A 23,017-nucleotide genomic window follows, 5' to 3' on the forward strand; every position below is an offset into this window, starting at 1 on the left:
AATACTCAATTCGCTTGTTACTTCACTATTTAAAGTATAAATAAGTACCCGTGTTTAACTGATTTATTCCGCATTTATGCAACGCCCGAAAGAGTAGCGATCGCTCTCAAACTCACGTTACTTTTATTTGGCGCTGATTACAAGCGATCGCTGGCGCAGTTTGCCGTAGGCATTGCTAAAGTCACCGTATATTAGTAGCAATGCGCTTTTTGGTCAGGTTAGCCAGTAAATTAGATGTAGGGCGTAAAAAAATAAACTCAATGAAAGCAATGTCTAATGACAGACCGCAAGCCGTCTGCGCTTCTGATTTTGCATCTATCGTCGGCGAAGAAAATGCTGTTTGTCTTTGGGAAAATATCGAACTCAGTCAGCAAAAACGTATTCAGCAGGCTATAGTTTCTGGAAATTCCCCCAGTTGTATTGTCTATCCCCGCACTCAAGAACAGCTAGCCGCAGTCATCGCCATTGCTCATACAAATAACTGGCGCGTCCTCCCCTGTGGTAGTGGCAGTAAACTTAGCTGGGGCGGTTTAGCTAAAGGCGTTGATGTTGTAGTCAGTACAGAACGCATGAACCAACTGATTGAACACGCTGTTGGTGATTTGACTGTCACCGTAGAAGCTGGAATGAAATTCTCCGATTTGCAAGCACTTTTGGCAAAGTCGCGGCAATTTCTCGCCGTTGACCCCACAGCGCCAGAATCGGCAACCATTGGCGGTATTGTTGCCACAGGTGATACAGGTTCTCTACGGCAACGTTATGGTAGTGTGCGTGACCAGTTACTAGGTATTACCTTTGTTCGTGCTGATGGAGAAATCGCCAAAGCTGGGGGAAGAGTAGTAAAAAATGTTGCCGGATATGACTTGATGAAGTTGTTTACGGGGTCTTATGGCACATTAGGCTTAATTAGTCAACTAACTTTCCGCCTGTATCCGCTAGCAGAGGCATCGGGGACAGTAATATTAACTGGTAAAGCTGAGGCTATATCTCAAGCGGCTGATATTCTTCGAGGTTCGGCGTTAACACCAGTTCAGGCTGATTTGCTATCAGCTAAATTGGTGTCTAGCTTAGGTTTGGGTGAAGGACTTGGATTAATTGCTCGCTTTCAAAGTATTAGTGAGAGTGTTAAAGAACAGTCAAACCGAGTTTTGGAAGTAGGGCAAAAGTTAGGTTTGAATGGGGCAATTTTTGCCGATGATGATGAAGCTAATCTATGGCAGAGATTGCAAGAACGAATACATACTACTGCTAGAGAATCTGTAATTACCTGCAAAATAGGAGTGTTACCTACTGATGCTGTGGAGATTTTGACTCAGGTGGAGTTGGGTTTGATTCATATTAGTAGTGGTTTAGGTTTGTTACAATTAGAGAGTAAAAATCAAGTTTTGATAGTGCGCGATCGCACTCAAGCGAGTAGTGGTTTTTTAACAATTCTGGAAGCACCAGTGGCGGTTAAAGAACAAATAGATGTTTGGGGTTATACGGGGAATGCTTTGCCTTTAATGCGCCGTATTAAGGAACAGTTTGATAGTAAGAATATTTTAAGTCCTGGGCGGTTTGTGGGTGGGATTTAAGAAATAAGAAACGAACCGCCAAGGACGCCAAGGACGCAAAGGAAGAGGGGAAAAGAATTAATTATGCAAGTTTCCGAAAATTCTGTTAATAATACGGCTAGTTTAAAGAATTTAAAGGGGTTTGATGAGAGTCATCCGCCTGACCCGAAGTTGATTGATAGTTGTGTCCATTGTGGATTTTGTCTCTCGACTTGTCCGAGTTATCGGGTGCTTGGCAAGGAGATGGATTCTCCTAGAGGACGCATCTATTTAATGGATGCAATTAATGAGGGTGAGATTGCTTTAAATACGGCAACTGTAGAACATTTTGATTCTTGTTTGGGCTGTCTTGCTTGTGTAAGTACTTGTCCTTCTGGTGTCCAGTATGACAAGTTAATTTCTGCAACTCGTCACCAAGTTGAACGAAATTATCCTCGCAGTTTACCAGACCAATTTTTTCGTCAACTGATATTTTCTTTGTTTCCTTATCCCAATCTTTTACGGGTTTTATTAGTTCCGTTGTTGGTTTATCAAAAGTTGGGGTTTGCTAAATTTTTTCGTACTACGGGTTTACTCAATAAAATATCGCCCCGTTTGGCAGCAATGGAATCAATTCTGCCAGAAATTACTCTCAAATCTTTTCAGGATAATTTGCCTACTATTATTCGCGCCCAAGGTGAGAAGCGCTACCGAGTCGGGGTAATTTTAGGATGCGTGCAACGGCTGTTTTTCTCCCCCGTGAATGAAGCAACCGTGCGGGTTTTAACAGCCAATGGTTGTGAAGTTGTAATTCCCAAATCTCAAGGCTGTTGTGCAGCACTTCCCGAACACCAAGGACAAACAGAACAGGCAAAAGCTTTAGCAAGGCAAATGATTGATAGTTTTGCCAACGAGGATGTAGATTTCGTAATTATCAATGCTGCTGGTTGCGGTCATACTTTAAAAGAATACGGTCACATTTTAGAAAGTGACCCAGAGTATCGGGAAAAGGCAAAGGATTTTGCCGCTAAAGTTAAAGATGCTCAAGAGTTTTTGGCAACTGTTGGCTTAACAGCGAAACTTTCATCAGTGACTGATAAACCTTTGAATTTAGTTTATCAAGATGCTTGTCATTTATTGCATGGGCAAAAGATAAGCGTCCAACCGCGTCAGGTGTTGCGACAAATTCCAGGGGTGAAGTTGAGAGAACCAATAGACGCGGCTTTATGTTGTGGCAGCGCTGGGGTTTATAATATGCTGCAACCGGAAGTTGCTGAAGAATTGGGTCGGCAAAAAGTGCAGAATTTGTTGAATACTGGTGCTGAGTTAATTGCTTCTGCTAATCCGGGGTGTACTTTGCAAATTACAAAGCATTTGCAGTTGCAAGGTAAGAAGATTTCAGTTATTCATCCGATGGAATTGTTAGATTATTCAATTCGTGGTGAAAAGTTGAAATTATAGACGTTTGCTTTTTGCGTTATGCATTTACTTCTGTCATCTCTTAATAAAGCCAGAAAACCACAAGTAGGGAAGCACAGCTGTGCTTCCCTACTATACAGCTGGTTGAAATATCGCTATGAAAGCGGTTTCAGGTAAAGCACTTTGTAAAATTTTGGAACGGCAGGGTTAGGAATTGAAACCGATTACTGGCAGTCATCATATTTACGTAAAAGAAGGTGTTGATGTTACAGCGCTTCCCGCTATTATGCAATACAGTTTTTCTTATTGCCTCTCTCCTAACATAGCTTTTAGCTTTGAGGATGTACCTCATAGCTGCCGGAAGTGCTGTATCCTCTCCGTTCTGGTTCATAGTAATCGAGACTTACCGATTGGAACTTTGAAAAGCATTATGAAAGATGCTGGACTTACCGAAGAAGATTTGGACTAAAAGCGATCGCGCACACCTTGAAGCTAAAAGCTAAAATATTAGTCGCAATCTTGTAAAGATGATTAGCGATGAAAATTAAAGCCGTTATCTGCCAAGAAGAAGATTTGTAGTGTATTTAATCAATGAGTTTAGTTAAAAATTTAAAACTTACCAATATATTAATTTGGCAAAACAGTCAAGAGTCAAAAGTTTTGACTCCTGACTTTTGATGATGGAATAGACAGTAGTTAACAGCTAACCACCACGCTTCAGTGCTGTCTCTACTTGCTGTAACTCCTTCTCTAAACGAGTTTTAAGTTTTTCAGGTACGGGACGATTTGGATAAGAACTGTAGTGTCCAGCCAGGGAGTTGAGGGCTGTTCGCATGGTTGTAAAGGAGCCAAGACCAGAAACAGAGTTAACACGCTGATAGCGAGCTGAAAAGTCATTAATTTTTTGACGCGCTTCTGCTTGAATTTGTGCTTTGTCTGATGAATCTTGTGAAATATCCAAAGCTTGTCTCATAATATTGACCACAGCTAAGGTGTCTTGACGATAATCCCCAGTCAAGCTATCTGGACTGCCAGAACAACCCATTAAGCCGATAGCTACAACCAAAACCAGCGCAAGCAAACGCGACCAATAGCGCTTCATATGCATTAAGTAAAAGAATACGTAAATCAATGTCCATAGTATCTTGGATTGGTAACTTGGGGATCAATTAAAGTTTTTTTGCCTCAATTTTTGCAATTTAAGCATCGTAATACATATCATCAGCCACAAAAAACCGACTCCATAACCTGCAATTATGTCTGTAGGCCAATGGACTCCTAAATATAAGCGGCTGATACCAATAGCAACAATTAAAATAACCGCCAAACTATAAATAACTTTGGCAAAATTAGGATAGTGAGTTGCCAGTTCGTAAGCAATAAAACCATAAAGCACCATCGAACCTAGTGCATGACCACTAGGAAAACTAAAAGATTTTTCAGTAATTAAGCGATCCCACAGTTCCGGGCGGGGTTTATAAAAAAACAACTTTAGCCCTGTATTTAAAATTAATGCTCCTAAGCAAGCAAGTACAAAAAATTTTGCTTCTTCTCGGTAACGTCGCCACGAAAGTAATAATAAAGTAATGCCTGCAACTACAATCACTGTATTAGGATTACCAAGATTTGTAATAAACAGCATTAAATTATCTAAATTGGGATTAGCGAACTGATGTAGCCATAAGAGAAAAGTAGTATCAAATGTAAAAGCATCTCGCTCCAAAACCTCTTCAGCCAGTTGTGCTAAACAAAAAAGAATGAGCAAACAACTAGCAAGTCCAACAATGCCAATTGTGGCAATTAAGGGAGCCAAACGAGGATATATATTACGCAACCAGAAATTAGAAATTTGTCGGAGCATACTTTAATGTAATTCATCATTAGAAGGACTACGCACAGTTAGTCTTCTGGAGCTTTTTTATCCACAGAGGCGCAGAGAACGCAGAGTAAGAAGATTAAGGAGGAAGTTTTTGCCAAAATTGTTACCCACCTTGAAAGAGCTACTCTTAGGTACTTCCAGTTGAAAAAAACATCCTAGGGGCGCAAACTTTCGCGCCCCTACAAATGTACAAATAATTTGGCATAATTATATCTATTTATTTTTTAGAAGTAACTTAACTCTTAATTTTCTGATAAAGAGTATCTCTTTGTTGGTAAGGTCTTCCTAAAGAAGCGATCGCAGTTTGCAAGGTTTCCACTTCCATACACGTACCGCCCAAAGCACCTGCCATTGTAGTAATATGCTCCTCCATCAATGTGCCGCCGATATCGTTGCAACCCCAAGCTAAGGATTCTGTCGCACCCGCAAGCCCCAGTTTTACCCAACTCTGTTGATGGTTGGGAATCCAATTACCTAAATAAATCCGCGCCACAGCGCCTAGCAGTAGTGCATCACTCAAAACTGGTTGATCGCGTCCGACGCGGCGACGTAAGGATTTGGGGGCTTCTTGGCCAACGAATGGTAATAAAATAAATTCTGTGATCTTTGCTGGATATTCCCGATTAATGGCGGTTTTTTGGAGCGATCGCAATTTTTCTAAATGCCCGATTTGCTGCTCGTGGGTTTCAATATGCCCAGATAACATCGTGCTAGTGGTATGCAAGCCTAATTTGTGAGCGGTGCTGACAATTTCTAGCCAAGTGGCTGTGTCAATCTTTTCTGGACACAGTATCCGCCTTACTTGATCGTCTAATACTTCGGCTGCTGTTCCTGGCATTGAGCCAACACCAGCATCGCGCAAAGCAGTAATCACATCAGCATATTCAAGCCCGTCAAGTCTGGCAATAAATTGCACTTCTTGGGGAGAGAAAGCGTGGAGATGTATGTGAGGAAATTCCTGTTTGATGGTTTCTACGACTTTGAGGTAGTAGGGCAAAGATTTACCATTTATCAGCGCTTGTGGATTTAACCCCCCTTGCATACAGATTTCCGTCGCGCCCCGTTGCACCGCATCTGTGGCCTTTTCCAAAATTTGCGCCGAATCTAACCAGTATGCATCGGCATCACTATCATCTCGACGGAAAGCACAAAAACTACAGTGCTGCTCACAAATATTAGTAAAGTTGATATTACGATTAATTATGTATGTAACCGTATCGCCTGCTTGAGTGTGGCGGAGTGTATCGGATGTATCACGTATCGCTGCGATCGCCTCCTCGTCAGTTTGTTGTAACAATACCACTCCCTCTTCGGGAGATAAGTCGTATCCCATCAAGGCATGGTCAAGAATTTTTTCAACAGTAATTTTTGTCAGCATTACTTTCTTAATTTCTCTGTAAATATTAATTTTATAATTTTGGAAATAATAAAAACTTTTACTAAATATATCAAGCTTAGAAGAATTGCAGCTAGAGAAAATCTAGCTGCTTTTCTGTTCTAGCCGCCACAGCCTACTATACTGGAAAACCTCGACTAGTTTGTATTTCTTCTCAAGTTCATATCTCAATTCTTTAGAAGGATTATAAAAAAATACTTCACTGAAACTATCAGGAATATTTGGCAGACTTGGTTCAATTACCAATTGCATTTTCACTTGATGATCTAACAGATTAATTAGAGACATTATATCTCCAATATTTAGAGAATAATTACTACTAATTAATAGTGGGTTATTAGCTTTATTGATGATGCGAGCTATTTGAGGATTGGCATGGCTGCTTTTATTCCACCATGTCTCGGCTTGAGAACTAACAACACAGGATATAAGCCCACTGGAAATTACTACTACCATTACTAATTGCCAAAATTTGCGGGCTATTAACTTAGAAGAACTAATTTGAGCGGACAGCAAGTAAGGAACAGCTAGCTGAATGCCCACATAACACGGAATGACATATCTAGCTCGCAAGCTGATTTTACCTCCAATAATTAAATCAGGCAAAATGAGAGCTAAAGCAGGTACTCCACTTAAGAGAAAAACAAATAACCAAACTCGTGTTCCTGCTTGACGATAAAGAAATAAGAATGAGTATATTACCAAGATTAGTAGTAAGGGAATTAAAAATCGACCCCAGCGCAAAACTGGCAAATTCAAATCTGGAAAAAATGGTTCGTAGCGCCAAAAATCAGCAAATAAATAGCTAATATTGCTAATCCAACCAGAAACCAAAGCTGATACAGATTGCCTAGCTTGAGTACTGGCTGTTGTGCGCTCAATTTCAGACAAGCTATTAATAACAATTAAAATCCAAGGAGCGAAAGCTAAAAACCCGATAATAGTTGCTATTAAATAAGCTTTAACTGTTTTGGTGAATCGAAAGCTTTCAACGGCAAATACATAAATGCCGTGAGCGATCGCTATCAATATAGAAAACAAAAAAGTGTATAATCCTAGTGCCACTGTTACTGCATAAATTCCCCAAAGCTGCTTGCTACCCAGTCTTATTGCTCGCAGCAGAACAGCACTCCCTAACAAAGTAGTCACTATCCACAAACTCGACTGCCTTGCCTCTTGGGCGTACAGCACATTGAAAGGCGAGACTGCTAGCAAAGCTACGCTTATCCATGCTGTTATGGGTGACTGAAATAATTCTAAGCACAACCAATAAATGCAAGGAAAGGCTATTAAACTAATTATGGCTGACAAGCTTCTCGTAGTCGCTACTGAATTGCCAAAAAGCTGCATCCATAATCTAACCATCACGTAATAAAGTGGAGGATGCTGGGCATCTTCCATTGCCAAAGAGTTAACTGTATCAATTAAACCTTTTTCAGAATTAGGCTGTTGATATTTTTGTATATCTCCAACAGCAAACACACGCCCACTAAACACTTGGTGAACAAATTCTGTCTTAGTGTAACCAGAAGTTCTTAATGAGGTATAAGCTTCATCATGCCAGTAGACTTTTCGATCTAGATAGGCGAAGCGAAAAAATATCCCTAATATTAACAAAATAATAATTAAAAATTGTAGCCCAATAGGGGGAAAATATTTTGCAATTAATGATTGTTTGTTTATCATAAATTTTAACTATACCGCAAATTTAAGCTTCATGAAGTCACCTAGCAGAGTTTATCAAGCAGTTGTTCAGATGTTTAAGATTAATCAATTCAAAAACCGTTACAATCATATCAACAAGATTTGCTTCTACCTCGATTTTATGGGGTGAATTATCAAAAAGCTAGAAGTAACGGAATAAGTTAAATATCCTTTGTCGCAAACGTTCTAAAACTGGTTCTTCTTCGGGTAATCCTTCAGCAAATAGCATCTCATAGATCAATGGCACTCCTAGCTGTAAATCTTCGAGAACTTCACGCTGCTTAAACACATCTTGTGGTTTTCCCTCCATTACAAGTTGTCCCCGATCCATTACAAATATCCAGTCTGCCCAACGATAAACTAAATCCAGGTCATGGGTTGCCATGAGTATAGTTGTACCATCTGCATGAATCTTTTTTAGAGTTGTCATCAAGTTACGAGTATGTAACTTATCTAGATATGCTGTTGGTTCATCTAGCAATAGTAGTTCTGGTTTTAATACCATGACATCAGCTATGGAAACTCGCTTTTTCTGTCCTAAGCTAAGATGATGGACTGGTCTTTGAGCTAGTTCAGTAAGTCCAAATTCTATTAAGGCTTGCTCGACTCGCTGTTTTATTTCTCCTGTTGGCAATCCTAAATTACACAAGCCGTAAGAAATATCTTCTTCAACGGTAGAAGCTACCAGTTGTTGCTCTGGATCTTGAAAAACTAGCCCTACTTGTTGGCGTAATTTTATCAGTGATTGACGGTCATATCGCAGAGGTTTTCCTTGCCAATACAAGTTACCTTTATGAGGTTTATATAGACCGTTAGCTAATAAAAATAATGTAGTTTTACCACAACCATTTTGTCCGATTAGCGCACATCTTTTGTTAAAAGGGATTTTTAGATTTAAACTATTCAAAGCTAATTGTTGTGCGCCTGGATAAGTGTAATATAACTGCTCAAATTCGAGTAAAAATTGTTGCATGATCGTACCAATCCAAGGCGATTAATGACGCACATCCTAAAATTGCTTCGATGGCATATCGCTTAGATAGATGGTAGCGATGAGGATGCCAAACTTTAAATTCTCCATTGAACCCCCGTGATGCCAAAGTCAAGGATACTTGACGATAGTTTTCTAGAGTTCGTTTGAGTAATTGCCCAATTAACAGAGCTAAACTTTTCATCCCAATATTAAAACTGCAATAGCCACCACGAGCTTGTTGGGCAATCCATAATTCGGCAGATGTGTTTAATAAAATAAAAATAAAACGGTACATTAGTAATAATAAATCGGTTAACAGCGCAGGAAAACCCACGCGGCGCAGAACTTGTAAAAGTTCGGTGAAGGGGATAGTTAACATGATGAAATATAAGCAGGAAAGAGACGCGATCGCTCGTGCTAAAATCATCAATCCCTGTTCAATACCGTGAATACTGATGTACACATAATAAGAGCCAATATCCAACCCTGTGGCTGAATCAGTTTGCACTAAATGTAACTGCGAAATATTTACGCCATTGATCACTAAAGCTGGTAAACTTGTTAACCAGAATAAAGTAGCAACATAAACTAGTTTGAAATAAATTTTGCTAGGAATCCCTGCATATATAATTGTCCAAGTACTCATCCAAACTGCAATCAAAACTTGAACTAGGGGATGGCTAAAAGCAGCGATGATCAACAGAGCGATCGCAAACAGTAATTTCTGCTCTGGTGCTAACCACCGCAACCGATTAGTGTATGCAAGAGTATCTATTTGCAGACTCATTCCTTATTCCTTTGATGCTGCGATCGCCCTTTATACAACCCAATTACATAACCAATTACTCCAGCACCCGCCGCCGCTTGCACGGAAAATAATAAGCTTTCAACTTCTCCACCGGGCAACTCAATTAATGAATTAAACCAAGGTTTATATTCGGGCTGAATTTCTTTGATTGCATTTTCAGCATGACCATCTGCGCCACTAAAATCCGATCCTTTAATTAATACTAGTGGTGCTACTGCCAATACCACTACTCCTAATAGCAACAGCCAATTACTCAATCCCTTCTTAGACTGTTTCATTGTGTTGAGGTTCCCCTTTGATTAATTTCAACAATTCTAGTTCTTGAGGTGTATAAGATTGTAGCCAATTCCACACCAATACAGTTAGCAAACCTTCACTAATTGCCAGAGGAACTTGAGTAATCGCAAAAATTCCTGCAAACTTGGTAAATGAGGCTATAAATCCACCTACGGGTGCGGGAAAAGCAAGAGCAAGTTGCACGGAAGTAATAATGTAGGTGAGTAAATCTCCCAAGGCGGCTGCTAAAAATATAGCTATTTTTTGCTTACCAGTTAGCCGCATCGTCAAATGATATATCCAATAAGCAGCAAATGGGCCTGCGATCGCCATCGAAAAAGCATTTGCCCCCAATGTCGTCAAGCCGCCATGAGCCAACAGCAGCGCTTGAAATAAGAGAACTAGTCCCCCCAGCACCGACATAGCTAACGGGCCAAATAGCACTGCTCCTAACCCTGTACCTGTGGGATGGGAAGAAACTACCCGTGACTGAAGGAAGTTTCAACGCTGACAATACAAAAGTAAAAGCTCCCGCCAATGCCAAGAGTAGTTTGAGTTCTGGGTTGGCTTGGGTGATCCGAGTCAGCGATCGCAATCCTAAAATAAAAAATGGTAACGCCACTACCCACCAAAAAATTGCCCAATTCCCTGGTAAGTAGCCTTCCATAATATGCATGGCATAGGCTGGTGTAGACGCTCCAACAACTAAATAAAAGCTCAAAATACCTATCAAAATTAGTGATACGCCTTTTGATTTGAGAAGAATTCTTGGCACGCTGTATACCTCGCAAATACATTTTAAAGATTCAGTTTAAATCGGTGGACGCTCTCAATAAACTATTCAAAATTAAAAATTGCAAGTACTGACAATGTTATGGAAACGCTATTTATCTCATCTCTAAGTAAATAAAATGCACCACAGCATAGCAACAGTCTCTTAGTTTCGTCCATATCCCAGGTGTTATTATACGCATTGTTTGTATTCTAAGTACTGCTAAAGCAATAAGCATATCAATCAAATAGAAAATAGGTATGAAAAGCTAGTTTGCTTAAAATATTTTTTATACATAATTTGAAAAATAAATACTGATTAAAATCCGAATCATTGGTTGGGATTTTCACGGACTGGTTCTGGCTTGATCTAAATTTAATAACTTAAAGCAGCAGTTTTGAAGTATTTACGATTATTGACAATAATTATTAATTCCTCTAGTATTTAAAAGCAATTGCAAATCTTTTGCAATTCTTTTTTGGCGCTAATCGTAACTTAATGTCATGCCCAACAATTTCGTTCTAGGTAACGGAAAACCCTGGAGCCGCCGTCAATTATTGCAGCTAGGACTAGCAGGTGCTGGAGTAACTGGTGCAGCTGGACTTTGGCAGATGCTAAATCTACAAAGTAAATCAATCGTCAAAGTGCCACCGTTTGTTATGGAAGCACCAGACGACGTTACTAACCCGATGAAGATGTTAAGGGATTTTGACTATGGGACGGTAAAGCAAGAAAATGGGCGGACTATCCGGGAATTTCAGTTAACTGCGGGTACTTCCATAATAAAACTCAATAGTGCTGTCTCTTACAACATTTGGGATTTAAACGGTCGCATACCAGGGCCAACGCTACGGGCCAAACAGGGCGAGCGCATCCGGGTACTATTTCTCAACAACGCGGGACATTCTCACTCTTTGCATTTTCATGGCGTTCATCCAGCAGAAATGGATGGTGTTCGCCCAATTAGCAACGGCAAAGCCACGATTTATGAATTTGATGCTGAACCCTATGGCGTTCACTTATACCACTGCCATATTGAACCAGTCACCCGTCACATAGCTAAGGGGCTGTATGGAATGTTCATCATTGATCCACCTACCCCCCGTCCGCCGGCTGATGAAATTGTACTAGTGATGGGTGGGTATGACGTGAATGATGATAACCATAATGACTATTACGCCTTCAATGGTCTGCCCCACTATTACATGCATCATCCCATTCCGATTTACAAAGATCAGTTGATTCGACTGTATGTCCTCAACATCATTGAATACGATCCGGCAGTGACTTTTCACCTCCACGCCAACTTCTTTGATGTTTATCGCTATGGCATGAGTATGACTCCTAGCGAGAAAACTGATGTGATTACGATGGGTGTAGCAGAAAGGCACATCTTAGAATTTGCTTTTCGCTATCCAGGTAAGTATATGTTCCATCCCCACCAGGATGCGATCGCAGAAAATGGTTGCATGGGTCAATTTGAAGTACTTGCCCAGAGCAACTCTCAAAATCCTGTCAAACAGTCTTAACTAGATAATTTGTAATTAATTTATTAAAGTTCAGCTAATTAGTTGATAAAAAATATCATTATATGCAACAGTAAAGTCTATGACACTGTGTCAAACAAACTAGCTTATAGCAATAGTTTGACATATTCCCATTAATACCTTTTTATTTGTGCGAGGAGCAAAGATGATAAAACTTCGTTATATCTGTTTAACAGCAGCCGCCGCCGTAATAGTTACCTTGAGTTCCTGTAGCAGTACACCAACCGCAGAAAATCCATCAGCACCAGTTGCTAGCCCCAGCTACAGAGGCAGTAAGTAGTAAACAGTCACAGTGGTCACGGTGGCAAAGAAAAAATTAACATTAACACTGCTATATTGTCAGAATTAGATAAATTTGAAGCTAAACTAGGTGTCCCGGCTTTATCGAACAAAATCCAGGCAGCTCGTCCTTATGGCAGCCCAGAAGATTTAGTTACTAAAAAAGTAATTACTCAAGAACAGTTCGACCAAATTAAAGACCAGGTTGGTGTTCAAGAAGTGGTACTTACCGGTGAGGCAAAAGATGTTGACTATATGTCTAAATTAGGCTTAATGAAAGGGCATCTTTTGGTAGCACAAGAACTGCTGGATCAGAATCAGCCGAAACAGGCAGAACCTCATATTGGACATCCAGTTGAGGAAATATATGTTGACGTAGAAGAACAATTGAATGAGCGTAAAGTCAAAGAATTTAAGACAACATTGGTGAGTTTGCAAGATTTAGTGAAATCTAGTCCGAAGGATAGCAAAGTTAAAACTAATTTTACTTCTTCAGTGCAAGCAGTTGATGGCGCGATCGCAGCTTTGCCAGCAGATCAACGCTCAAAACCAGGATTTGTGCTACAGGTAATTAACGAACTACTAGATTCAGCTAACTCCGAATATGGCGCTGCGATCGCAAATGGTAAAATAACTGCGCCAATTGAGTATCAAGACTCCCGTGGTTTTGTCGTTTACGCCAATGATTTATACAAAGGAATTTCTAGTCAAGTAGCTCAAGCAGATCCCGAAGCACACAAAGCGATCGATGCTAGTTTTGTTGAACTCATAAAAGTTTGGCCTGCCGCCATCCCACCAGCAAAAGCAGTCAAAACTGCTAATGATGTTACCAAACTGGTGAAAACCATTGAGGAAAACTCTCAAAAAGTGGTTAATAGATCCAATACCCAAGCACAGCGATAACATTTTGATTTAATGGGAAGCATAAAGTAAAGAGTTTAGAATAATGAAATCGTTAGAAGTTACGAATTACGAACTCCTAACTTATTACACTCCATTCATTACTTGAACTAACAACTGATGCAAGAACTTGACCATAAAAAGACTATTGACCTGCTGAACGCCATCATGGAATTTGAACTAGCAGGAGTAGTGCGTTATACACATTATTCTTTGATGGTGACAGGCCCTAACCGTATTCCAATTGTGGCCTTTTTCAAAGCACAGGCAAGTGAATCTTTACTTCATGCCGAACAAGTGGGAGAAATTCTCACCGGTTTAGATGGGCATCCCTCCCTGAAAATTGCCCCAATGGAAGAAACCTACCGGCATAAAGTCAAGGATATCTTGGAAGAAAGCTTATCCCACGAGAAAAAGGCATTGGATCTGTATAAAAATCTGCTCGATACTGTTACCAATGCCAGCATTTATCTTGAAGAATTCGCTCGCGGCATGATTGGTCAAGAAGAGATGCATAATCTCGAACTGAAAAAGATGCTACGCGATTTTAGTTAATAGTCATTAGTCATTAGTCCTTAGTCAAAAACAAATGACAAAGGACTAATGACAAAGGACAAAAAACAAAGGATAAAAGATGGATTTTAGTACTGCTCTACCTACTTTTGTAATAACGCTCCGAGAAGGAGTGGAAGCTGCCCTTGTTGTTGGTATTGTGCTAGCTTTGCTGAAAAAAGCTAAACAATCCCGACTCAACTCTTGGGTATATGCTGGTGTCGGCGTTGGTATTGTCGTCAGTGCCTTAATAGGCGTGCTATTCAGTTGGATAATTCAAGTACTGGGAGCCGCAAATCCTCAATACACCACCGTAGTTGAGCCAGCGTTGGAAGGTGTGTTTAGTGTGTTAGCGATCGCAATGCTCAGTTGGATGCTAATCTGGATGACTAAACAAGCCAGATTCATGAAAGCTACAGTTGAGGGAGCAGTAACAGAAGCACTGACACAAAACTCAAATGCTGGCTGGGGTGTTTTCACTTTAATTTTAATTGCCGTTGTCCGCGAAGGCTTTGAAACTGTTCTCTTCGTTGCTGCTAATTTTCAACAAGGATTAATGCCAGCATTGGGCGCTATTGCTGGTTTGGTAACAGCATCTGCCATTGGGGTGCTGCTATTTAAATGGGGTGTCAAAATTAACATCCGCCAGTTTTTCCAGGTAATGGGCGTTTTATTAGTGTTAATTGTCGCTGGGTTGGTAGTTTCAGCTTTGAAACATTTTGACGAAGCAGTAGCTAACCTAGCCCTTAGCAGTCGCGCACACAGAAAGCCTTTGTTTCTATTACGAACGTTTTACAAAAGTCCACTCCTGTATTTTGGGGCCAATGGTTTCCAATACTTCCACAATCTTGCCTGACGAACAGTTTCCTGGGATTATTCTCAAATCTTTATTTGGGTATAGAGACAATCTCTATCTTGTCCAAGCAGTGGGATACGTAGGATTTTTACTCACCATTGGAGGATTGTATTTCCGCAGTCTTGGAGGTGCTTCTCCTGAAGGTAAAAAGAATATCCCCTTTCCTCAAAAACCAATTAGTTCTGTAAAAGATTAAAAGCACAGACTATTTTATATTTCTTGCCTCGTTCCCAGTCAGAGACTGGGAATACCTATTTATGGCTGCCACTTACCCTATTCATCAATGACAAGTATTTCAAGATAGAACCTAAGAGGTTGTTTGAAAAGTGGTTAGCTGTGATTTTCAGCACCTCTTGATCCGCCCTAGCCCCCCTTAAAAAGCTACCGTGTATACACAAGTCGAAAAAAGCTCGATTTTCTCATTGTTCTCTCACTTCTCGTTCCTAGTCTCCGACTGGGAACGAGAAGTGAGAGGCTCTGCCTCCAGCCAGACATTGAGCCAGAGACTCAATGAATGCATTCCCAGTCTCCGACTGGGAACGAGGAAAATCTTATCAAGCTAGGTTTTTAAGACTTGTGTATACACCGTAGCCTTAAAAAGAGGGGGGAACCGGAGTCAAAGTCCCCCTTTTTAAGGGGGATTTAGGGGGATCTAAAACTTTTTGCTACCAACAACAGGACTTTTCAAACATCCTCTAAAACGAGATTTTAAATTATATTTATTGATCTAAGTACCCTGTGCTACAAACAACGCTTGCTTAAGCTGCTGACATGCCTTTTCAATTGCATCTATACTACCTGGATTCACCAGACCATAATAATCAAACACATAGACTCGGTTATTTTTGGTTGCTTGCAATTGCTGCCAAAAAGCTTCCTTCTTCAGCGAATCTAAAAGCCCAGCTTGTGAATTTCCTTGTGGAGCATTAACTAAAATTATCACCTCTGGATTTGCTTCTAAAACTTTCTCAGCCGAAAGCGTCACATAACCACCAATTGGACTTTTTCCTTGTAAATCTGCTGCTATATTTTTCGCTTGAAATTTCGCCAGCAAATCCCCTGCCCAACTATTTTTATTTGGTGCTAAAATTGGTTGACGACTAACCAGCGCTAAAGTAGAAAAACCTTGAGTGAGCTTTTCTGGCAAGAAACTTTTGTAACGATTTAACAAAGGCTGAGGATCAGCATCAATTGATTTAGCAAGTGTTTTAGTAAGTTCTTCTAGAGATTCCCAGCTATTCACTTTAGTGAGCAAAGTTTGAATTCCTAGCTGCTGAAGTTTTTGAATTGGGATGTTAGAAAAACCTTCAGCGCCAATAACTAAGTCTGGTTTAAGTGCTACAACTTTCTCTAAATTTGGCGGACTTTGACCTTCACTAACACGGGGAATATCCTTGAATCTTGAGTCATTCTTAAATAATTTACTACCAGTAATTCCAACAACTTTTGTTTGATCGAGTCGAGAAATAATATCAGCAGAAAGAGAAGAAAGAGCAACAACTCTTTTTGCTGATCCTTTTGGTAATTGCTGAGAGTTCGTGTTAGTCGCCTCAGTAGTATTTTTCACTTGGGTTTGTGCTTGTTGAGTATTTGCAGTGGTGCAAGCAACTAAAACTACACTCAACAAAACTGCGAAAGCAGATAAGAACCAACGACGATGCATATTAAAATTCCTTATATTAGTAATAATGGTATAACATTACCATTCGTAATTCGTAATTACTAATGACGCTATCAGTTGAATTACGAATTACGAATTACGAATTACTAATTATTAATGTAATTGTCCTAATCCCCAGTTAAACTTACTTCGTCTCCATCCAATTTTCACCGACACGCGCCTCCACCAGCAACGGCACACTCAACTGCACTGCATTTTCCATCACCGATTTAATTTGTAGTTGTAATTCTTCCCACTCATCAGGGGGAATTTCAAACACTAATTCATCGTGAACTTGCAATAACAAACGCGCCTGATAGTTTTTCAAAACCTCATGCAATCTCACCATTGCAATTTTGATAATATCAGCATTGGAACCTTGAATTGGTGCATTAGCCGCAGAGCGTAATAAACCCGCATCAAAAGCGCCCAAATTCTTCAACTTACTCAGATCAATATCTTCTGGGTTACTGCCTTTTAATTTGCGTAAACTGTTATTAGTAAAGTCAAAATAACGACGGCGACCGAAAATAGTTTCTACATAACCAAGCGCGATCGCTTCTTTTTTCACTCGCTCTAAATATGCAAAAACTTTCGGATATCGTTCATTAAACCGCTTAATGAACTCGTTGGCAATGGTCTTATCTATCCCAGTTGAGCGCGAAAACCTGAGAGAACCCATTCCATAAATCACGCCAAAATTGATAGTTTTGGCCATCCCTCGTTCTTCTGATGTGATATTTTCTTTTTCAAACACTAACCGCGCGGTAACAGTGTGAACATCTTCATTTTGCTGATATGCTTGCACTAATATCGGCTCTTGACTCAAATGAGCCAAAATCCGCAATTCAATTTGTGAGTAATCAGCAGCCACCATCAACCAACCGGATTCTGGCAAAAATGCCTTCCGAATTTGGCGACTAAAAGCTGTACGAATAGGGATATTTTGCAGATTTGGATTAGAAGAAGATAACCTACCAGTTGATGTCGCCGCTTGGTTAAAATCAGTATGCACTCGCTGGGTATCTGGACGCACCAATGCAGGTAAGGCATCAACATAAGTAGACTTTAATTTAGATAGGGTGCGATACTCAATAATCGCTTCCACAAATCCAGTGTTATCATCTTCTTGAAGTCTTTCTAGTGTTGCTGCGTCTGTAGAAAAGCCTGTTTGAATTTTACGAGAATGTCTAGTGCTTAACCCTAATTTTTCAAACAAAATTTGGCTCAGTTGTTTAGGAGAACCCAAGTTAAAATTTTCCCCGGCTATTTCGGTTGCTTCCTCTTTTAACCTGGCTAACTCAATTTCTAAATGTTGCGAAAGTTCTTGCAAATAAGCTGAATTAATGCGAACGCCTGTGTATTCCATTTGGGCTAAAACTGCTTCTAAAGGCTGTTCCACTTCCACTAATAGCTTAGATAAAGCTGGAGTTTTCTCCAGATCCTCACGCAATTTCGCCACTAAACCAAAGGTAGAATAAGCATCCATCCCGCAGTAATCTGCGACGGCGGGAATATCTATATCAGCAATAGTTTTGCCTTTAGGAACTAAATCTAAGTAACTTTTAGCCGTCAATCCCAAATATCGCTGCGACAAATCCATTAAGTTATGACTTGAATCTGGATTTAGAATGTAACTTGCCAGCATTGGATCAAACACCACTCCCGCCAAGTTAATTCCTTGACACCTGAGAACTAAGCGGTCAAATTTGGCATTCTGTAAAGCTTTGGGATAATCTGCACTTTCGAGAATTGGACGTAATGTTTCTAGCACCAAATCCTTATGCAAATTTTCCCCAGTTTTGTGCCCCACGGGAATATAAGCTACTTCATCTGGTTCCGTTCCCCAACAGCAACCAATTCCTACTAACTCAGCATTTCTTGGTTCTAAATCGGTGGTTTCAGTGTCCCAAGCAACGGGTGTTTCTGGATTAGTGAATTTTTGCAAAAGTTTCACTAACTCAGTTAATTTGGCTTCGGTGTTGATGATGCGTGGTGTAATTGGAGAAATAGATTGTTGTGGAACTGCGGCTGTATCACTAGCACTGAAAAACCACAAATCATTATCTTCATGAACGTTGAATTCTGAGTTAGTATTGGGGTTAATTGTGTCTGTTTTGGCTTCTTGCTTTTCTTCAATTTTGCCACCAAAACGTTGCTGTAGGTCGTTTATCCTGCCTAAAAAAGACTTGAGTTCTAATTTTTCTAGAATTGGTGATAAGACGCTTGTATCAAAACCTTTTAATTTGCAATCTTCTAAATCAAATTTTATAGGAACATCTAAAACTATGGTTGCCAAATAACGAGACTTCTCGGCATCTTCTTTACCTGCCGCCAGTTTTTTCTGAGTTGCGCCTTTAATTTCATCTAACGCAGCATAAACATTTTCAAGTGAACTGTATGTATTCAGCAGCTGCACTGCTGTTTTTTCCCCAATTCCCTTAACACCAGGAATATTATCTGATTTATCACCACAAAGAGCTTTGAAATCAATAATTTGTGAAGGCAAAACGCCCATTTTCTCTTTGACTTGTTCTGCTTCAAATTCGGTGATGCTATTTGTAGAGCGCTTTAGGGCATCTGGACTAAAATTGAGAACAGTGATTTGTTTGTCAGAATCTATCAGTTGAAATAAATCGCGATCGCCAGTCAGAATCTTTACTCTATACCCAGCAGCTGTTACTCGTTGTGCTAAGGTTCCCAAAACATCATCAGCCTCGAAACCAGGGGCAGTGAAAATGGGTAAATTGAAGCCATTCAGCAACTCATGCAGGTTTTCTAAGTCGGGAATGAAGTCTTCCGGCGTTTCCGGGCGATCGGCTTTATAAGTCTCGTCAGCCTCGTGGCGAAAAGTTGCCTCAGCCAAATCAAAAGCGATCGCCATTGCTTGGGGCTGTTGTGTTGCCATTACCTCTAGCAGGCACTTCACAAAACCAAAACATATACTGGTAGGAATCCCCGTTTTGGTACGCAGTCCTCCATCTCGCCCTTTGGCGAAAGCAAAGTATGAACGATAAGCAAGCGAGTGTCCATCTACGAGGATGAACGTGGGGCGTGTTGTAGTTGCAGAAGTCAAAGTTTCAGACATAGCCCTATTTTAGCCAGAAGCTTTGTCACATAGTTAGCAATTTCCGATCCTCGTTTAGCTTGGCTTTGGTGACAGTAGCGTAGTTTTTGCGTACCAAAAGTGATGTCTACGCATTTGCAGCTTTAGTACGGAAGCCAAGTAGAACCCACTTTTGGCAGGGATACCAGCCCAATTAAGTACGTGGGTATAAGCATAGTAACCAGATATTAGCTATATCACCACATTATCACCAGAAGTCGGGGATCTATCTCCTGAGCGTTTTATGTTTAATTAGGTTGACCTAGCTTACTTCTCAGGAACCAACAAAACTAGCTTAATATTTCGACATAATATTACGACTATCAAAACCTCTTGGCCTTAGCAAAACTTTATATATACCAATCAAAAAGTCTATTTGTCGAAGGAATATGAACATAATAACTTTACATAAAGTTACGTATATCTATCAAGACTACAAGCAAAATTTCAGAGTTAGAAATAAGTTAGTAATCCTGTAATGATTCGTTTCAGAAAAGCATCTTCATCCATGACAACAAAACTATTCAACACTTTAGCTGCTGCCACAACATTGGCAGGAATTATTGCAACATCTGGAGTCGCTAATGCAGCTTCTCTCTCGTACACAAGTTCCATTGATTACGATCTCACAGATATTAATGATGCACCTCTGAGCATCCAAAAATTTGACTCATCTCTAGGCACACTCAAAGGTGTAACGATAGGATTTACTGGCGACATACTTGGAAATGCAGGTCTTGAAAACAGGAGTAAAAGCCCTACTTCGATGACAGTAAATCTTGCCAGTGAACTCAGCTTAGAATTAAATAATCAGTCTCTGTTTGCACTCAATCCACAAAATAGCTTTAATTACCAAGTTGCTAAATATGACGGCAACACTGATTATAGTGGCACATCTGGTAAGACTATTCTTAACTTAACTGCCACACAATCTGGTACTCAGTCTTTCACTAATACCCAATTTTTACAGTCTTTCATTGGTAATGGCAATATAGACTTTTTGTTCTCAGCTATAGCTAGCTCAGTAGTTTCTGGATCGGGCAACATGAGTTCCTATATTGATACATACGCCAAAGCAAGTATCAAAGTAACTTATGACTACGATGATGTAAAATCAGTACCTGAACCCTCTGCCACACTTGGAGTTGGTTTAATTGCTGGGCTTTGTCTGTTGTCACAACGCAAAAAAAGCTGGATCAAAGTGTGCAATTCATAGACTTTTTTGAATAGGCAGGTTTTTCCCGTTTCATTTATCGGTCAGTCTATTTAATTTAAATGAAAATCCCGATTTCTTCGAGAATCGGGTTTTTTTGTTGCGACTATTAGCCAGAGTTTTTAATAATTTTTAAGCAAATCCAAAATCCTCATAATAAGTGAATTGTTCGCTGGGGTCAATCTAAAATCTAAAATTGTGCTATTTGGCATCCTCACGATAGGAAAATTGGGTAGATTAAAGAACCCAATTTCTTTTACTACTCCCCACTGGTCGCTAGAGCCTGTTAACCTCTTACTGGAACTTAAAATTTAGGAAATTATGCAGAAAGCATCTACTGACAATCAGGCTGCTGCAAAAGACATTAAACTACTAGTTTTGGATATAGATGGGACGATCGCAGGACACTCTAACACCATTAGCAAACCTGTAAAGCAAGCTATTGTTGCAGCGCAAGCACGAGGAATTCAAGTGGCGATCGCAACAGGTAGGATGTATCGTTCAGCCTTGCGCTTTCATCAAGACATTGGCTCTACCCTACCATTAATGGCCTATCAAGGAGCCTGGATTCAACATCCGATCACCCAAAAAATTCATCGCCATTGGGCTGTTTCCAGAGAAATCGCCCACCAGTTACTCGACTATTTTGAACAACCGGAGTTGCGATCGCTCCTATCTGTCCACTTCTACATCAACGATCAGCTATACGTCCGTGAATTAACCAGAGAAACCCAAATTTATGCAGAACGTTCTGGTGTTATTGCGATTCCCGTGGGGGATTTGCGTCAAGCCTTAACCAATGAACCGACAAAAATTCTTGCTTTGTCTGATGACACTGATGTAATTGACAAGCTACTAGGAAATTTGCGCCGTCAATACACACCTGCTGAACTTTATCTGACAACATCTGTTGCTACCTTTTTTGAAGCAACTAACGCCTCTGTGAATAAGGGGACTGCTGTACGTTACCTAGCTGAAGAATTATTGGGATTACAGTTAGCCAACGTTATGGCGATTGGCGATAACTTCAATGATGTGGAAATGCTGGAGTATGTCGGATTTGGTGTAGCTATGGGCAACGCACCAGCAGGAGTGCAAGCCATCGCGCAGTGGGTAGCTCCTAGCGTCGAGGAAGATGGAGCAGCAGTAGCAATTGAAAAGTTTTTGCTGTAGTGAGGGCACTTTTTCAAACCTAACCCATATAAATCAGAAAGGACACCGACGACTGGCCGTGTTTCGTCTCGGTGCCCTAGCTGGTTCGCTCCTCACACACCTGCTAATGTAGCTGAGGTGGTGCATTGAGTCAATAGCTATCATAAAAGTTTTTATTTTTGCCTAAGCAACATTACCGATTTATAACTCCAAGGGCGCAAAAACCCCCAAGTTTTCTTCTAGGACAAATCTTAATACTGACTGAGTAGCCATAAGCAATCCGAGTCTGGCTTGAGCTAGCTCTGGTGAGTTAATTTTCACTTCACCCCAAATCCGGCAATTAGACCAAAACTTTTCAAAAGCTTGACTCAAATTCAGCGCTACTTTTTCCCATTTCACAGAACCGCTAACATCAGGGCACTCTATGTTGTCTACCACTTGTATTAATTCGCTAATTAGACGACGCTCATCTGGGTGATTTAGCCGCAGTGTTCCTTCACAATTAAGCCAAGGTAGAGGGTTGGGAGAAATAACATTCCAAAAAGCTGGACTAGGATTTGGAACTACTTCTCTAAGTTTAATCAATCCCTCTCGATGAGCCAAAAGCACTAGCGAACAGCAGCGTGCATGAGCGTACTGAACAGCAAACAAATTCGGCATTCGGCATGGAGAAGAGGCAGAGGGGAGGGGTACAGGGGGCAGAGGGGAATAAAGAGAAAGAGGCAGAGGGGCGGGGTGCAGGGGGCAGAGGGGAAAATTCTTCTCCCCTGTTCTCTGCTCCCTGCTCCCTGCTCCCTGCTCCCCTGCTTTCCCCGAACTCTCCACTACGAGGCTTTGTAACCAAGTAGCTAAGGTTGAGTGAGTTAATTCAAAATGTATCCAACCAGGAGGAACTATTTGGATACTAAAAACGTCATCACAAATCCCTGATAAATCAGATGCGATCGCACTGGCAAGCTCCATCGCTTTTCGATTCTGAGATTTTGATAGTCG

17 protein-coding genes and 3 pseudogenes are annotated in these 23,017 nt (G+C 40.5%); 9 read left to right on the forward strand and 11 right to left on the reverse strand.

The features are described from left to right. Positions 1-260 precede the first annotated feature (260 nt). The 3 genes from ANSO36C_RS24155 (at position 261) to ANSO36C_RS24165 (ending at position 3,420) form a co-directional block, all read left to right on the forward strand. Positions 261-1,574, forward strand: coding sequence for an FAD-binding oxidoreductase (locus tag ANSO36C_RS24155; protein ID WP_251956579.1), 1,314 nt, complete (start codon positions 261-263; stop codon positions 1,572-1,574). A 63-nt stretch (positions 1,575-1,637) separates the two neighbouring features. Further along, positions 1,638-2,993, forward strand: coding sequence for a (Fe-S)-binding protein (locus ANSO36C_RS24160; RefSeq protein ID WP_251956580.1), 1,356 nt, complete (start codon positions 1,638-1,640; stop codon positions 2,991-2,993). 172 nt (positions 2,994-3,165) lie between these two features. Continuing rightward, positions 3,166-3,420 (forward strand): type II toxin-antitoxin system HicA family toxin, encoded by a 255-nt coding sequence (locus ANSO36C_RS24165; protein WP_251956581.1) that lies wholly within the window; start codon positions 3,166-3,168, stop codon positions 3,418-3,420. Positions 3,421-3,654: 234 nt separating this feature from the next. Here the strand turns inward: ANSO36C_RS24165 and psb27 are convergent, their stop codons facing one another. The 8 genes and pseudogenes from psb27 to ANSO36C_RS24205 all read right to left on the reverse strand — a co-directional run bounded on the left by psb27 (position 3,655) and on the right by ANSO36C_RS24205 (position 10,663). Next, positions 3,655-4,059: a photosystem II protein Psb27 gene (gene psb27, locus ANSO36C_RS24170; RefSeq protein ID WP_251956582.1), complete on the reverse strand. Its 405-nt coding sequence runs from the start codon at positions 4,057-4,059 to the stop codon at positions 3,655-3,657. Positions 4,060-4,116: 57 nt separating this feature from the next. Next, complete coding sequence (locus tag ANSO36C_RS24175) at positions 4,117-4,812, reverse strand: phosphatase PAP2 family protein (protein WP_251956583.1); 696 nt, start codon at positions 4,810-4,812, stop codon at positions 4,117-4,119. Between the two features lie 253 nt (positions 4,813-5,065). Then, complete coding sequence (cofH, locus tag ANSO36C_RS24180; protein WP_410174630.1) at positions 5,066-6,208, reverse strand: 7,8-didemethyl-8-hydroxy-5-deazariboflavin synthase subunit CofH; 1,143 nt, start codon at positions 6,206-6,208, stop codon at positions 5,066-5,068. A gap of 102 nt (positions 6,209-6,310) precedes the next feature. Further along, the gene (locus ANSO36C_RS24185; protein WP_251956584.1) at positions 6,311-7,912 is read right to left on the reverse strand and encodes a glycosyltransferase family 39 protein; all 1,602 of its coding nucleotides are present in this window, start codon (positions 7,910-7,912) and stop codon (positions 6,311-6,313) included. A gap of 160 nt (positions 7,913-8,072) precedes the next feature. Further along, a complete protein-coding gene (locus ANSO36C_RS24190) occupies positions 8,073-8,903 on the reverse strand; it encodes an energy-coupling factor ABC transporter ATP-binding protein (protein ID WP_251956585.1) in 831 nt (276 codons plus the stop codon). After that, on the reverse strand, positions 8,878-9,690 hold the full coding sequence (cbiQ, locus tag ANSO36C_RS24195) for a cobalt ECF transporter T component CbiQ (RefSeq protein ID WP_251956586.1): 813 nt from the start codon (positions 9,688-9,690) through the stop codon (positions 8,878-8,880). The genes ANSO36C_RS24190 and cbiQ overlap by 26 nt, the downstream gene beginning before the upstream one ends. Then, positions 9,687-9,989: an energy-coupling factor ABC transporter substrate-binding protein gene (locus tag ANSO36C_RS24200; RefSeq protein ID WP_251956587.1), complete on the reverse strand. Its 303-nt coding sequence runs from the start codon at positions 9,987-9,989 to the stop codon at positions 9,687-9,689. Before ANSO36C_RS24200 ends, cbiQ begins: the two co-directional genes overlap by 4 nt. Beyond that, positions 9,976-10,663 (reverse strand): annotated as a pseudogene (locus ANSO36C_RS24205) (energy-coupling factor ABC transporter permease). Before ANSO36C_RS24205 ends, ANSO36C_RS24200 begins: the two are co-directional and overlap by 14 nt. A gap of 599 nt (positions 10,664-11,262) precedes the next feature. Between ANSO36C_RS24205 and ANSO36C_RS24210 the strand changes: the two are divergent. The 4 genes and pseudogenes from ANSO36C_RS24210 (at position 11,263) to ANSO36C_RS24225 (ending at position 15,089) form a co-directional block, all read left to right on the forward strand. After that, positions 11,263-12,288 carry a multicopper oxidase domain-containing protein gene (locus ANSO36C_RS24210; RefSeq protein ID WP_251956588.1) on the forward strand — a complete coding sequence of 342 codons (1,026 nt, stop codon included), beginning with the start codon at positions 11,263-11,265 and terminating at the stop codon, positions 12,286-12,288. Between the two features lie 163 nt (positions 12,289-12,451). Next, positions 12,452-13,488, forward strand: a pseudogene (locus ANSO36C_RS24215) (helix-hairpin-helix domain-containing protein). A gap of 117 nt (positions 13,489-13,605) precedes the next feature. Next, positions 13,606-14,040: a ferritin-like domain-containing protein gene (locus ANSO36C_RS24220; protein WP_196528570.1), complete on the forward strand. Its 435-nt coding sequence runs from the start codon at positions 13,606-13,608 to the stop codon at positions 14,038-14,040. Between the two features lie 79 nt (positions 14,041-14,119). Continuing rightward, a pseudogene (locus ANSO36C_RS24225) lies at positions 14,120-15,089 on the forward strand (FTR1 family iron permease). 531 nt (positions 15,090-15,620) lie between these two features. On the opposite strand, the gene ANSO36C_RS24230 reads toward ANSO36C_RS24225, so the two are convergent. Both ANSO36C_RS24230 and polA read right to left on the reverse strand, forming a co-directional pair. Then, positions 15,621-16,556, reverse strand: coding sequence for an ABC transporter substrate-binding protein (locus tag ANSO36C_RS24230; protein ID WP_251956589.1), 936 nt, complete (start codon positions 16,554-16,556; stop codon positions 15,621-15,623). 142 nt (positions 16,557-16,698) lie between these two features. Next, complete coding sequence (gene polA, locus ANSO36C_RS24235) at positions 16,699-19,641, reverse strand: DNA polymerase I (RefSeq protein WP_251956590.1); 2,943 nt, start codon at positions 19,639-19,641, stop codon at positions 16,699-16,701. Positions 19,642-20,167: 526 nt separating this feature from the next. On the opposite strand from polA, the gene ANSO36C_RS24240 reads away from it, so the two are divergent. Together ANSO36C_RS24240 and ANSO36C_RS24245 are read left to right on the forward strand one after the other, a co-directional pair. Further along, positions 20,168-20,875, forward strand: coding sequence for a choice-of-anchor E domain-containing protein (locus ANSO36C_RS24240; protein ID WP_251956591.1), 708 nt, complete (start codon positions 20,168-20,170; stop codon positions 20,873-20,875). A gap of 318 nt (positions 20,876-21,193) precedes the next feature. Then, positions 21,194-22,045: a Cof-type HAD-IIB family hydrolase gene (locus tag ANSO36C_RS24245; RefSeq protein ID WP_251956592.1), complete on the forward strand. Its 852-nt coding sequence runs from the start codon at positions 21,194-21,196 to the stop codon at positions 22,043-22,045. 180 nt (positions 22,046-22,225) lie between these two features. On the opposite strand, the gene ANSO36C_RS24250 is transcribed toward ANSO36C_RS24245, so the two are convergent. Continuing rightward, positions 22,226-22,987, reverse strand: coding sequence for a DALR anticodon-binding domain-containing protein (locus ANSO36C_RS24250; RefSeq protein WP_323374495.1), 762 nt, complete (start codon positions 22,985-22,987; stop codon positions 22,226-22,228). Between the last annotated feature and the right edge of the window lie 30 nt (positions 22,988-23,017).

The organism is Nostoc cf. commune SO-36 (assembly GCF_023734775.1).
Classification (GTDB): domain Bacteria; phylum Cyanobacteriota; class Cyanobacteriia; order Cyanobacteriales; family Nostocaceae; genus Nostoc; species Nostoc commune_A.